Source organism: Arthrobacter sp. KKT183 (genome assembly GCF_055657625.1).
Genome location: NZ_CM145770.1, coordinates 543,123 through 556,772, shown reverse-complemented (window position 1 = coordinate 556,772; position 13,650 = coordinate 543,123). Strand labels below are relative to the sequence as shown.

The window sequence follows — 13,650 nt, the reverse complement described above, 5'->3', positions numbered from 1 at the left end:
TCTACCGAGACGGACCAACCGCGCTTTCTGGCAGGATGAAGATCATGCTGCCTGACACCGCCGTGGAAGCACTTGAGCCGGATGGACGCCCCGAGGTGCTGGCGCTTCGTGCACTGAAACTGGGAGACCTGCTGGTCGCGGTGCCCGCTCTGCGCGGGCTGCGGCGAGCCTTCCCGGATCACCGCATCCTGTACGCCGCGCAGTCCTGGCTCGAACCGATCGTCGGGCTCACCGATGCAGTGGACGCGCTGCTGCCCACCCACGGGCTCGATGAGCCGCTGGCGTTGCGCCCGGGCAGGGTGGAGGTCGCGGTGAACCTCCACGGGAACGGTCCCGAAAGCCGCGGGAGGCTCGAGGCGCTGGAAGCAACACGCCGGATCGGGCATCAAGCACCCGGCTGGTCCGGCCCCGAATGGGAGGACGGTGTCCATGAGAGGTATCGGTGGGCGCACCTGGTGAGTGCGCACGGCATCGAGGCAGACCCGCTGGACTATCTCCTCCGGCCGCCAGCTGTCGAAAGCCCGGCACCGGGCGCGGTTGTCATTCACGTCGGCGCGGCCTATGGGAGCCGGCTCTGGCCGGTCAAGCGGTTTGCCGACGTCGCCCGTTCCCTGTCGGATGCAGGGCACCTGGTGCTGTTGACCGGCAGCGCGGCTGAGCGTCCCCGGGCGGAGGCAGTGGCGCAGACGGCCGGGCTTCCGGACGAGCAGGTAGTGGCCGGCCGGTTGGGGTTGCTCGAGTTCGCCGCGTTGATTGCTTCAGCTGAGCTGGTCATCTCGGCGGACACGGGCGCAGCGCACCTCGCCTCGGCGTACGCGCGGCCGTCGGTGGTGCTGTTCGGTCCTGCCCCGGTAGCGGAATGGGGCCCACCGCCGGGTCCGCACCTTGTGCTCACGGACGAGTCGGTGCGCCGCGGCGAAACGTTCGCCACTGACCCGGATCCTGCGATTCTGGCGGTCACCCCGGAAGACGTTCTGCGTGCCGCAGCGGAGCTGGGTATCCGGAGCTAGACCGGCTCAGGCAATGCTGGCAGCCCGGTCCGGTGCCGTCATCTTCAGAACGGGAGAGGGGTCCGCGCGGTGAGGACCGGCGTCGTCGAGAAGGCGTTTTTGCAGCTTCACGAGAGTCCGGGTAAGAAGACGTGAGACCTGCATCTGGGTCATCCCCAGCCGGCGGCCTATTCGGTCCTGAGTTTCCTCATGGAAATACCGCCGGTACAGCAGCTCCTTCTCCCGCGCAGAGAGTTCGTGAACCGCAGCACGCAGGGCGAGCACGTCGTCGGTATGGGCGAAAGGGTCATCCTCGGCAGGCAGGATCTCCGCCCAACCCGGTCCCTCCGCGGATGTGTCAAGGGACTCGGGCCGCTGGCTTCCACCACAGCTCAGGGCTTCGGCCACTGTTGCCGGATCCTTCTCGAGGTGTTTGGACAGTTCGGCGAGGGAGGGCTCCCTGCCCAGGCGCTGGGCAAGCTCCGAGTCAGCCTTGGCGGCTGCCGACTTCAGGTCCTGGAGTTCCCGCGGCGGGCGGACCATCCAGCAGCAATCCCGCAGGTAGCGCTTGACTTCTCCCCGGATGGTCGGCACCGCATAGGCTGCGAAGTCGATGCCCAGCTCCGGATCGAAGCGCCTGGCCGCCTTCATCAGGCCCAGATAGGCAACCTGTCGGACGTCGGCGGCGTCGTTGGCAAACGGAGAAAATCCGCGCGCGATTGCTTCAGCAAGATGGAGGTGCTCAAGTGCAATCTCCTCCTGCATTGCACTCTGCAGCCTGCTATTCCCTCGGCGGTTCGCCGGAAAGTTGCGGGAGCTGACACTCCGGGGGCGGGCGGCTGTGCGCATGCTTTCACCTCTTGTCGAAGAGCTGGGGCAGTTCTTCTACAGAAGAACATAAGCATGCTGACTACCGCAATGTATTTATCAGATCGTTATCTCAAAAATCTTCTCATCGTTTCTCCGCTGCGGTATTGACTACTTCTCCTTGAGCCCCTATGCGCGGGGACCTGCGGTGACGTACCGCTCGAGGTTCTCAAGCGTGCGTTCGATCGATTCCGGGTGGGCCCTCGTGAATCCCAGCAACCTGAGCACGGGCTTGCCGGGAACAGCGCGGGCGTCCCATTCCTCCGCAACCAACGTGCCGCCGTCGTGCTCCTGAAGGGTGTAGCGCCAGATATGGCGGGCGAAGTGCCGCCAGGCAATCCGCTTGCCCTCCTCGAATTCGACAACCGTGTTGAGAATTTTGTAAGGCGCACCGATCTTCATGTCCATTCCGAAGCGGGCGCCGGCGGAGAGCCGTTCCGGCCCATTGGGCTGAACACCTGTGACGGTGCCGGAGCCGTCAATCACGCTGTGCAACGCGGGCGTAGCGAGCACGTCGAAGATAGCGGAAGCAGGGGCAGGGACGAAGCGCTCGCGGCGGATCAGGTAAGGGGTAGCCATGTGTTCATTCTGCCCGACGCCGCCCTCGTGAAACGCCCGGACGCGGCGGGCTAACGCGAGAGCTGCTCTACCGGCTCAGGCGGGAGGCCGGCGTCTCGCTCCACCTTTGTGTCCCGCTCGATGACCGTTGACAGCGCCTTCTCGTGGACAAACGCGAGGAGTACTGCGGCGATCACACCGAGCGGTGCCATGTAGAGGAACAGCGGGGTCAGTGCGTCGTTGTAGGACTGGATGATCGGGGACTGCAGGGCGGCGGGCAGTGCGCTGACCAGCTCGGGAGTGAGCGAGTTCGCTCCTCCTTCCAGCGCAGCGCCACCCGCGGGGAGCCGCTCCCGCAGCAACTCCCCCACCCGCGCGGTGAAGAGGCTGCCCACCACCGCCGAACCCAGGGTTGCACCGATCTGGCGAAAGTAGTTGTTAGAGGCCGTCGCCGTGCCCACCACGCGGTTCGGGAACGTGTTCTGGACGATCAGCACCAGAATCTGCATGCTCAGGCCCAGCCCGGCACCCATGATGGCGATGTACACGCAGATCATCCAGACCGGCGTGGTCGGACTGATGGTTGAGAGCAGCAGCAGCGCCACAGCAACACCGAGCGATCCGACAATCGGCATCCACTTGTAGCGGCCGGTCTTGCTGACGAGAATTCCAGAGCCTGTGGAGGTCAGGATGAGCGCACCCATCATCGGGATCATGAGCAGGCCTGCGTTGGTGGCACTGGCACCGGTCACCATCTGCAGATAGGTGGGCAGGTAGCCGATGGCGCCGAACATCGTGACACCGATCAACAGGCCGCCTGAGGTGGTGAGGACAAAGTTCCGCTCCCGGAACAGGCTCATTGGCAGGATCGGCTCCTTTGCCCGCCGCTCCACAGCGACGAACATCAGTCCCGTCACGACAGCGAGGGCAAACAGTCCAAGGATCGGCGCGGACAACCACGGATACTCGGTGCCGCCCCAGGTGCCCACAAGCACCAGCGACGTCGTTGCAATAGCGAGCAGCACCATCCCCGCGATATCCACGTGGGGATGCACCCGCTCGCGCGCGGGCAGGTGCAGGAAGAACAGCACTACAACGATGGCCAAAACACCCAGCGGCATGTTGATCCAGAACATCCACCGCCAGCCCGGACCTTCGGTGAACCAGCCGCCCAGCAGCGGGCCGGCCACTGATGCGAAGGCAAACACGCCTCCCATGGCACCCATATACTTGCCGCGCTCCCGGGCAGGAACGACGTCGGCAATGATGGCCTGGGAGAGGATCATCAGCCCACCGCCGCCGAGACCCTGAACCGCGCGTCCGGCGATGAGCCATTCCATGTTCGGCGCAAGCCCGCCAACGATCGATCCCGCCATGAAGATTGCAATGGCAAAGAGCAGCAGGCTTTTACGGCCGATGAGGTCACCGAGCTTGCCGTAGATGGGCATCACGATGGTCGCAGCCAGGATGTATGCGGTGATGACCCAGAGCATCTGGTCCACTCCGTTGAGCTCACCGACAATCGTGGGCAGCGCAGTGCTGAGGATCATCTGGTTCAGGGCGGCGAGCAGCATGGAGAGCATCAGGCCGACAAAGAGCAGGAGCAGCCCTGATTCCCTGCGTGGGACGGTAGTGGTCATCGAATTTCCTCAAGAACTTCCCGAAGCAGCGCGGTGGCGCCGTCAAGAGCGGAAAACTGGTTGTCAATAGTGGGTGAATCGGCGGTTTGCTGGAACGCGTAGCGCATGGGGGCTCCAGCCACGAGGACAATCATGCGCGCCACGTCTTCAGCGGAATTTCGGCTCAGCGCCGCCTGCCAGCGGCCGGAATCAGTCAGGGAGGCGGCAACGACGTCACGTACCAACTGCTCCACGCGCACGAAGTAGGCGTACCGGCGCTGGCGCAGGAACGGGTAGGCAGTGAGCACGTCGATGCGGCGGCTGGCCTCACGTTCGCCGCCCTCGGTAGAGTGCACCACGGCCATCAGCAGCCGCGAAACCTGCTCCAGCAGGTCCTGTCCGGGAGCCAAGCCTGCAATCAGCTCTTCGTCGACGCTCGGTTCCTGCAGCCCCAGGATCGCGTCTTCCTTGGTGCTGAAGTAGTTGAAGAATGTCCGTGGCGAAACCTTGGCGCTGGCGGCGATCTGCTCGACGGTGACCGCCTCCGGCCCACGTTCGAGCGTGAGGCGCGCTGCGGCGTCGTGCAGTGCGGTCCAGGTCTCGGTGCGCTTGCGTTCACGCAGCGAAATTAGTTGACTCACCGAACTATTGTGGCACAGGACAGAATTCTGCACAACTGCAACGTTGCAGTACTGCAAACCCAAGAACCCCGCAGGAGGGAGCAGGCAACCGTGGAATTCAACACTCCAAGCGTTGTCTATCTGCGCACCTGGCGGGGCTCTATAGCGACGACGACGGCGGCGCTAGCGGAGCAGGACCGTCCGGTTGTCGCGCAGGATCACGCGGCCTTCACAGTGCCACTTCACGGCATTGGACAGCGCCCTGCACTCGGTGTCCCGCCCGGCGGCCACTAATTCCTCCGGGCCGTAGGTGTGATCGACCTCCATCACCTGCTGCGAAATGATCGGACCCTCGTCCAGCTCACTGTCCACGTAGTGTGCCGTAGCTCCGACGGTTTTGACTCCGCGCTCGTACGCCTGATGGTAGGGTTTGGCCCCCTTGAAACTGGGAAGGAACGAGTGGTGGATGTTGATGGTGCGTCCGGTCAGCCGGGTGGCCAGTTCGTCGCTGAGTATCTGCATATAGCGAGCGAGGACCACCAGTTCAGCGTCGAGCTCGTCGACGAGTTCAAGCAGCCTCGCTTCTGCGGCCGGCTTGGTCTCGCGCGTCACCGGGATATGAAAGAACGGGATTTTGTGCCACTCCACCAGCGCCTCGTGGTCCCGGTGGTTGGACACCACCGCAACGATCTCGATGGGCAGTTCCCCGCTTGCCGCCCGGAAAAGCAGGTCGATGAGGCAGTGGCCGAACTTGGAGACCATAATCAGGACCCGCCGCTTTGCACCGTGCCGATGAAGCTCCCACCGCATTCCGAAACGTTCGGCCAACGGCGCAAAATCAGCCCGGAACCGCTCCTCCGCCTCTTCTGCGGCGGGCGTTTCTCCCTCGATGCCGACGCCGGCGTCAGCTTCAACGCGGCGCGCGACATGGAGGCGCATAAAAAAGTGCCCACGGCACCGGTCCCCAAACTGCTGGTTGTCCACGATGTCGTAGCCGTGTTCCAACAGGAACCCAGTCACGGCATGCACAATTCCCGGTGCTTCTGCACAGTCGAGGGTCAGCACGTGCTCGATAGTCGTTCGCGCCTCATCAGCGGGTGCCTGGAGGGGGCTCGTCAGCTTCATCATTTCAGCACTCCGTCACATTCACGGCGAGACCGCCGCGGGAGGTTTCCTTGTACTTGGATTTCATGTCGGCTCCGGTATCCCGCATGGTTTTGATGGCCTGATCGAGCGACACAATGTGCCCGGCGTCCCCGCTTAGCGCCAGGCGCGCAGAGTTGATGGCCTTGATGCTGGCGATGGCGTTCCGCTCGATGCAGGGCACCTGCACCAGCCCGCCCACAGGGTCGCAGGTGAGCCCGAGGTTGTGCTCGATCCCCATTTCAGCAGCCTTCTCAACCTGCTCCGGGGAGCCGCCCAGTACCTCACAGAGAGCGCCGGCGGCCATTGAACAAGCGGAGCCCACCTCACCCTGGCAACCGACCTCCGCGCCAGAGATCGAGGCATTTTCCTTGAACAGTATCCCGATCGCCGCCGCCGTGAGCAGGAAGCGGATGACGCCGTCGTCGTCGGCCCCTGGCACAAATTTCATGTAATAGTGCAATACCGCAGGGACAATTCCCGCGGCTCCATTGGTGGGCGCGGTGACGATGCGCCCACCCGCCGCATTTTCCTCGTTGACGGCGAGCGCAAAGAGGTTCACCCAACCCATGGCACGCAGTGGATCATTCTCGTCCGCAGCCTCGGTCAGCTCCCGCAGCAGCTGCGGCGCACGACGCCGGACCTTCAGTCCCCCGGGAAGGGTTCCGTCAGTGCTACAGCCGTTTGTCACGCACTCCTGCATGACGGACCAGATGTGCAGGAGCCGGTTCCTCAGTTCCTCCTCGCTGCGCCAGACCAGCTCATTGGCTGCCATCACACCGCTGATGCTCTTGCCCGTCCGCGCGCATTGCTTCAGGAGTTCCACTCCCGTTGTGAAGGGGTACGGCAACACCGTGTCATCGGAACTGATCCGGTCAGCACCGGCGGCGGCTTCGTCCACGACGAAGCCGCCACCCACGGAGTAATACGTCCGCTCAACCAGCGTGCCGCCGTCGTTTGCAAGCGCCCGGAAGGTCATGCCGTTCGGGTGGTGTGGCAGAGATTTTCGGCGATGCAGCACCAGGTCCTCGGAGCCCGCGAACTCGATCGGACGGCTTCCGGCCAAAGAGAGCTTTCCTTCAGCAAGTACCGTGTCGACCTTGTGCCCGGCGGTGCCGGTATCCACCGTTTCCGGGTCCTCTCCCAACAAGCCGAGCACCACCGCGCGGTCCGATCCGTGGCCCCGCCCGGTGGCTCCAAGAGAGCCGAACAGTTGGACGCTGACCCGGTGGGTGGCCTCCAGCCTGCCTTCTGCACAGAGCGAATCCGTAAACCGCTTGGCGGCCCGCATCGGTCCAACCGTGTGGGATGAGGAAGGACCGATACCGATCGAGAAGAGATCGAGCACGCTCAGCGCCATCAGGGAACCTCAGGCGAGGCGAACTCCGCCATGGCGTCCAGAAGCCAGCGTGCAACGTATTCGGCGAAAGATGCGCGGGGCATGATGCGGTACGTAGTCTCGTCCAGTTGCCACAGCAGCACCGGAACCGGGCCCAGCAGTGTTGACACCGCTGTGCCGGGCTTGAACACCCGAGGGTGCAGGTCGAGAGGACAGCCCTTCTCCAACACTTTGCGGGCCGACGGACCGCTGAGTTCCAGGGTGGTGCGGTTGGCGGAGAGGTCAACGACGGCGCCCGGTGCATCTCCCAGCGCCGTTGCGAGTTCCTTTCCAACGTCGGAGCCATCGGGTGCCACCAGCAGGAACTCATCCGGTCCCTGCCAGAAGATGGCTGTTCCATCCGGACTGCCGCTGACCTGGCCGCAGCGCGCCGGCAGCGGGGCGCCGACAGCTGTGGCCAGCGCCTCCCCTGCTTCGGAGGCGGGGTCTGCGCGCAGTCCCACCATGGTGAGGAACCGGACCTCGTGAAGTTCAGCGCCCTGGTTGGTTCCCGCCCGCAGCCTCTCTTCGAGGTGAGCGAGCGGACTCCGGCGCAGCTGCTCCGTGCCTTCCCGTGTGTCCAGCGGAGATGTGATGATTACCTGCTCAGCCATCGCGACGGCTCCCTTCGGCGTCGTACAGTACGGTTTCTCCAACGGTGACCTCGACCAGCTGCCCGTTCACCGGGGCAATGAGTGTTTCGCCGATGCGGTTCCGGCCATTCTTGATCAGCGCCAGCCCGAAGGACCTGCCCAGTGCGGCGCTGTGGTAGCTCGAGGTAACGTGCCCTTCCATCGGGACCGGGCCGTAGGCCGGATTGATGGAGCGGCCCTTCTCCACCAACTGCGTACCTTCGGGCAGGCGAATGGTTCCATCCACCGGCAGGACGCTCACCATGTGCTTACGGTCCAGACGGCTGCTGTCCAGCCGTGCGTAGGAGCGCTTGCCGATGAAGTCTTTGGCCTTGGAGACGATCCACTCCATGCCGGCGTCCTGCGGAGTGACGGTGCCGTCAGTATCCTGGCCGACAATCGGGTAGCCCTTCTCCGCACGCAGTACGTGCATGGTCTCGGTGCCGTACGGTGTGATGCCGAACTCCGCACCTGCCTCGGCAACCGACTCCCACACGTGCAACCCATACCAGGACGCCACGTTGATTTCGTAAGCAAGCTCGCCTGAGAAGGAGATCCGGCAGATCCGCGCAGAAACTCCCGATTCGAGCAGAACTTCCCGGAATGTCATAAATGGGAACGCGTCGTTGGAAACATCAAGGTCCGGTGCCAGGCGGGCAATCACCTCCCTCGATTTAGGCCCGACGACGGCGACCGTGGAATATTGCTCGGTCACCGAAGTGAACACCACATCGAGTTCCGGCCATTCAGTTTGCGACCACTCCTCCAGCCAGTCCAGTACTTTCGCGGCGCCACCGGTCGTAGTGGTGAGGAAGTAGCGGTCCTCGTCCAGGCGGAGGTTGACGCCGTCGTCGAAGATCATGCCGTCCGGGGTGCACATCACGCCGTAGCGGGCAGAACCGGGAGCCAATTTCTTGAAGGCGTTGGTGTAGATACGGTTGAGGAATTCTCCCGCGTCCTTTCCCCGGACTTCGATTTTCCCGAGGGTGGTTGCATCCATGAAGCCGACGCTGTCGCGTACAGCCGCGCATTCGCGCAGCACCGCCGTGTCCATGTCCTCACCCGGCTGTGGGTAGTACCAGGGACGCTTCCACTGGCCCACGTCCTCGAACTTGGCGCCGTGGGCAAGGTGCCAGGAGTGGATCGAGGTGATGCGAGCGGGATCGAACAGCTCACCGCGCTCGCGTCCGGCGAGCGCCGCAAATGCAACGGGGGCGTAGGGTGCGCGGAAGGTGGTGGTGCCGATCTCGCCAAGGCTCGTGCCGCCGTCGTTCCCGTTCAATGCAGCGGCGATGACGCCGATCGCATTGACGCCGGAGGTCTTGCCCTGGTCGTTGGCCGTGCTGATGGAGGTGTACCGCTTGATGTGCTCCACGCTGCGCAGTCCGGCACCGGTTGCCCGAAGCACGTCGGCCACCGACTGGTCGCGCTGGAGGTCGACGAAGTGCTCGTCCCAGCCCTCGCCGTCGGGAGCGGGAGCAAGCCACAGCGGGCGGGTGATTCCGTGCGCACGCGGCGCTTCGGCGAGCAGGGAGCCGGCCGCCACGCCGTTGTCGCTCACGAAACCGGCGTTGAAGGCCGCAATAGCGCCGGCGGACAGACCCTCGGCAACACAGTCGTACAACTGGTAGGTGCCGCGGGCAGCTCCGATGACCTGTTGCGCTTCCACCTCGGCGGCGGGTACGAAAGCGACCAGATCCTCGTCCCAGCGCAGCTTTCCCTGCCGCTGGCTATGGAGATGGACCACGGGGCTGAAGCCGCCGGAGATGGCGAGGAGGTCGCAGTCGATGCTCTCTGTTTCGCCGGTCAGCGCGCCGTCGTCGATCGCACTGACGGTCACCGAGGTGATGCGGCCCTCAGCTGCGGAAATACCGCTGTCCCGGGCCTCGGTGTCGATGACGGCACTGCCCGCAATGACGCGAATGCCTGCTGCCGCAGCCTCTTCTGCGGCAGCACCCGGGTCCTGCCGGGTGTCCACAATTGCAGTCACGGTGACACCTTCGGCTGCGAGGTCCCGGGCAACGACATAGACGCTGTCATTGGTGGTTGCCAGTACTATGTTGCGGCCGGCGAGCACGGCATACCTGTTGAGGTACGTGCGCACCGCGGACGCAAGCATGATGCCTGGTCGGTCGTTATTCCGAAACACCAGCGGTCGTTCGTGAGCGCCGGTTGCCAGCACAACCTGGGCCGCCCGAACATGCCAGACGCGCTGGCGTGAGACACCTGCCGGCGCCGGACCAGCCAGATGGTCCGTGCGGTTCTGGACGGCGATAAGGTAATTGCCGTCATAGCTGCCAAAAACACTGGTCCTGTTGAGCACCGTGGTTTCGGGGGCGGCGTCCAAGTCGGCGACGACGGTCTGGACCCACTCACGGGCAGGTACGCCATCAATGGTTTCGACGATCTGGTCCGGACCGTCGCCGCGCGAGCCGGACAGGACTGAGCCGCCCGGCTCCGGCTGGTCGTCCAGAAGGATGACGCGGGCGCCGGTCGCTGCCGCGGCGCGTGCCGCCGCCAGACCAGCCGGCCCCCCACCGACGACTGCAACGTCGGTGTGGACGTATTTCTTGTCGTAGACGGCGTCGTCGGGGGTGGGATCGAGTTTGCCCCTCCCGGACAAGTAACTCGCGCGGAGCCCGTCGACAAGTTCCACCGTGGTGGCGGGAAGCATCGATTCGGCAGTGCCGCCGTCGTCTGCGGCTTCAACCCGAAGCAGGGCGTTGGGTTCCTCAACCCCGGCGCTGACGATTCCGCGCGGGCGCCCAAGGTAGAGCGAGGGCGCAGCCGCGATCCGGCCATTGGCGAGAAGCGCGGATGCCACGGTATCGCCGGGGTGTCCGGTGAGCTCCTCACCATCGACGGTGAAGCGCAGCAGGCGGGAGCGGTCAATATGTCCGCCGGAGGGCAGACGGTGGAACTGTGTCATCGGGGTCCTCCCGTTGGTCCGAAGGCGGGCGCACCGGACGGTGTGAGGGTGCTGGTGTCGGGGCGCGGCTGTCCCATCCGGTAGACGGAGAGCACCTCATAGGTGACGGTGTCCCGCAGCACGTTGAACCAGCGGCGGCACCCAGTGCTGTGCACCCAACGCTCCGCCGAGATTCCCTTCGGGTTCTCCCTGTAAAAGAGGTAACGCGCCCACTCCTCGTCGCTGAGGTCGGACGGAATCTCGGGGTAGGCAACATGGGCCTGGCCACCATAGTGGTATTCGTTCTCGTCCCTGGCTCCGCACCAGGGGCAGTTGATCAGTAGCATGACTGTCCTTTGTTTTCGTGGAGTCGGTTCAGTGCGCTACGGCCGCGGCGCCGTGCTCATCGATAAGAGCGCCGGAGACGAAGCGGTCCAGCGCAAACGGTGCGTTCAGTTCGTGCGGTTCGCCGGTGGCGATGGTGTGTGCGAAAGCCCAGCCGGCGCCCGGCGTCCCCTTGAAACCGCCGGTTCCCCAGCCACAGTTGACGTACATATTGTCGACTGGCGTCTTGCCCACGATGGGCGAGGCATCGAGTGTGACATCCACGATCCCTCCCCACGTGCGCAGTACATGCGCACGGGCGAAGATCGGAAAGAGTTCGACGGCGGCCGCCATCTGTTCCTCGATCACGTGGAAGGATCCGCGCTGGCCATAGCCGCTGTAGGAGTCAACCCCTGCGCCCATTACCAGTTCACCCTTGTGCGCCTGTGAAACGTAGACGTGGACGTGGTTGGACATGACGACTGTAGGGTGAACCGGTTCATGAAGCTCCGAAACCAGCGCCTGTAGCGGGTGGGACTGGATCGGCAGATCGAAACCTGCGAGTTTCGCCAAAACACTGCTGTGGCCTGCAGCGGCGAGCCCTACAGCTCCGGTGTTGATCCGGCCGCGGTTCGTCTCCACGCCGACCACCCGGTTGCCGTCCTTAATGAAGCCGGTAACCTCGCAGTTCTGGATGATGTCCACCCCCAATTCGTCGCACTTGCGGGCGAAGGCCCACGCCACGTGGTCGTGTTTCGCGATGCCTGCGCGCGGTTGATAGGTGGCCCCCAGGACTGGATACCGGATGTTGTCGGAGATGTTCAGGATGGGGCAGAGTTCCTTGACCTGCTGCGGATCCAACCATTCGGCGTCCACACCGTTGAGCTGGTTGGCGTTGACGCGGCGCATGCTCTCACGGACGTCGCCCAGCGTATGGGCGAGATTCATCACGCCGCGCTGGCTGAACAGGAAGTCGTACTCCAATTCTTCCGGCAGCCGCTCCCACAGTTTGAGTGAGTGCTCGTAAATCGCCGCACTTTCATCCCACAGGTAGTTGGACCGGATGATCGTCGTGTTGCGAGCCATGTTGCCTCCGGCCAGCCAACCACGTTCGAGTACGGCGATGTTGGTCATGCCGTGGTTTTTGGCCAGGAAGTACGCCGTTGCCAGTCCGTGTCCACCGCCGCCGACAATCACGGCGTCGTAGGAGGATTTGGGCTCAGGGTTGTGCCAAAGGAACTCCGGGTGCTCCGGCAGCAGGTCGGCGCTCACGACAGGTCTCCGTTCAGGTTCGGGTAGAGCGGGAACTTCTCGGCGAGGACAGCTACGCGGCCCTGCAGTTCCGCTTCCAGTTCCTCGGTCAGCTCGAGGGTCAGGGCTGCAGCGATGATGTCTGCCACCTCGTTGAATTCGCCGGCACCGAAGCCCCGGGTCGCCAGAGCGGGTGTGCCAATCCGCAGCCCCGAGGAGACCATGGGCGGGCGCGGGTCGAACGGGACGGCGTTCCGGTTGACCGTGATCCCGATGCGGTGCAGCCGGTCCTCAGCCTGCTGCCCATCCAGCTCGGAGTTGCGCAGGTCAACAAGAACCAGATGGACGTCGGTCCCACCGGTGACCACCGAGATGCCGGCGCGAGCCACCTCGTCCTCCATCAAGCGCCCGGCGAGCGCCTTCGCGCCTTCGAGGGTACGCAGCTGGCGTTCCCGGAACTCCTGGGTTGCGGCCATTCTGAAAGCAACTGCTTTGGCCGCGATAACGTGTTGCAGAGGACCGCCCTGTTGCCCGGGGAAGACTGCACTGTTGATCTTCTTTGCATACTCGGAGCGGCTGAGAATGACGCCTCCGCGCGGACCGCCGAGCGTTTTGTGGGTGGTGGTGGTAACCACGTCGGCGTAGGGCACAGGACTGGGGTGGAGGCCCGCCGCGACCAATCCGGCGAAGTGAGCCATGTCGACCATGAGGTAGGCACCCACCAGATCGGCGATGCGACGGAAGTCCGCGAAGTCCAGCTGGCGTGAGTAGGCGGACCAACCGGTGATGATCATTTTTGGCCGGTGCTCGAGCGCCAATGCCTCGACCTGCGCCATGTCCACACGGTGGTCGTCCTCCCGGACATGGTAGGGCACGACGTTGTACAGCTTGCCGGAGAAGTTGATCTTCATACCGTGGGTGAGGTGGCCGCCGTGCGCAAGGTTGAGGCCGAGGATGGTGTCACCGGGCTGCAACAGTGCAAACATGGCGGCGGCGTTGGCCTGTGCTCCTGAATGCGGCTGCACATTGGCAGCTTCAGCCCCGAAAAGCTCCTTCACCCGGTCGATGGCGAGCTGTTCGATCACATCGACGTGTTCGCAGCCGCCGTAGTAGCGCTTGCCCGGATAACCTTCGGCGTACTTGTTGGTGAGGACTGAGCCCTGCGCCTCCATCACTGCCGTGGGAGCGAAATTTTCGGAGGCGATCATTTCGAGCGTCGACTGCTGGCGCTCCAGTTCGCGATCAATTGCGGCTGCGATCTCAGGATCCGCCGCAGCCAACGTAGTAGACAGGTTCGTCACGATTGGCCCTTCCTTGAAGCTAGAAGACTAATGTGGGACTGATATATCAGTGATGAGCTA

Annotated in this window: 12 protein-coding genes; 1 reads left to right on the top strand and 11 read right to left on the bottom strand. The window is 63.9% G+C overall.

The features are described from left to right. Positions 1–44 precede the first annotated feature (44 nt). A complete protein-coding gene (locus ACZ2GY_RS02745; protein ID WP_346028683.1) occupies positions 45–1,010 on the top strand; it encodes a glycosyltransferase family 9 protein in 966 nt (321 codons plus the stop codon). Between the two features lie 6 nt (positions 1,011–1,016). Here the strand turns inward: ACZ2GY_RS02745 and ACZ2GY_RS02740 are convergent, their stop codons facing one another. The 11 genes from ACZ2GY_RS02740 to glyA form a co-directional block, all read right to left on the bottom strand. Then, positions 1,017–1,754 (bottom strand): sigma-70 family RNA polymerase sigma factor, encoded by a 738-nt coding sequence (locus ACZ2GY_RS02740; RefSeq protein WP_471672912.1) that lies wholly within the window; start codon positions 1,752–1,754, stop codon positions 1,017–1,019. 231 nt (positions 1,755–1,985) lie between these two features. Beyond that, positions 1,986–2,435, bottom strand: coding sequence for an SRPBCC family protein (locus ACZ2GY_RS02735; RefSeq protein WP_471672911.1), 450 nt, complete (start codon positions 2,433–2,435; stop codon positions 1,986–1,988). 50 nt (positions 2,436–2,485) lie between these two features. Beyond that, positions 2,486–4,054 carry an MDR family MFS transporter gene (locus tag ACZ2GY_RS02730; protein ID WP_471672910.1) on the bottom strand — a complete coding sequence of 523 codons (1,569 nt, stop codon included), beginning with the start codon at positions 4,052–4,054 and terminating at the stop codon, positions 2,486–2,488. Next, positions 4,051–4,674 (bottom strand): TetR/AcrR family transcriptional regulator, encoded by a 624-nt coding sequence (locus tag ACZ2GY_RS02725; protein ID WP_471672909.1) that lies wholly within the window; start codon positions 4,672–4,674, stop codon positions 4,051–4,053. The genes ACZ2GY_RS02730 and ACZ2GY_RS02725 overlap by 4 nt, the downstream gene beginning before the upstream one ends. Positions 4,675–4,836: 162 nt before the next feature. Then, positions 4,837–5,778, bottom strand: a complete 942-nt coding sequence (gene purU / locus ACZ2GY_RS02720) for a formyltetrahydrofolate deformylase (protein ID WP_471673530.1) — start codon at positions 5,776–5,778, stop codon at positions 4,837–4,839. 4 nt (positions 5,779–5,782) lie between these two features. After that, a complete protein-coding gene (locus tag ACZ2GY_RS02715; RefSeq protein WP_471672908.1) occupies positions 5,783–7,156 on the bottom strand; it encodes an L-serine ammonia-lyase in 1,374 nt (457 codons plus the stop codon). Beyond that, the gene (locus ACZ2GY_RS02710) at positions 7,156–7,788 is read right to left on the bottom strand and encodes a sarcosine oxidase subunit gamma (protein ID WP_346028690.1); all 633 of its coding nucleotides are present in this window, start codon (positions 7,786–7,788) and stop codon (positions 7,156–7,158) included. The genes ACZ2GY_RS02715 and ACZ2GY_RS02710 overlap by 1 nt, the downstream gene beginning before the upstream one ends. Further along, positions 7,781–10,735 (bottom strand): 2Fe-2S iron-sulfur cluster-binding protein, encoded by a 2,955-nt coding sequence (locus ACZ2GY_RS02705; protein ID WP_471672907.1) that lies wholly within the window; start codon positions 10,733–10,735, stop codon positions 7,781–7,783. Before ACZ2GY_RS02705 ends, ACZ2GY_RS02710 begins: the two co-directional genes overlap by 8 nt. Then, on the bottom strand, positions 10,732–11,061 hold the full coding sequence (locus tag ACZ2GY_RS02700; protein ID WP_471672906.1) for a sarcosine oxidase subunit delta: 330 nt from the start codon (positions 11,059–11,061) through the stop codon (positions 10,732–10,734). The genes ACZ2GY_RS02705 and ACZ2GY_RS02700 overlap by 4 nt, the downstream gene beginning before the upstream one ends. A gap of 28 nt (positions 11,062–11,089) precedes the next feature. Next, entirely contained in the window at positions 11,090–12,310 is a 1,221-nt protein-coding gene (locus ACZ2GY_RS02695; protein WP_471672905.1) for a sarcosine oxidase subunit beta family protein, read from the bottom strand. Continuing rightward, positions 12,307–13,590, bottom strand: a complete 1,284-nt coding sequence (gene glyA / locus ACZ2GY_RS02690) for a serine hydroxymethyltransferase (RefSeq protein WP_428831049.1) — start codon at positions 13,588–13,590, stop codon at positions 12,307–12,309. The genes ACZ2GY_RS02695 and glyA overlap by 4 nt, the downstream gene beginning before the upstream one ends. Positions 13,591–13,650: the final 60 nt, after the last annotated feature.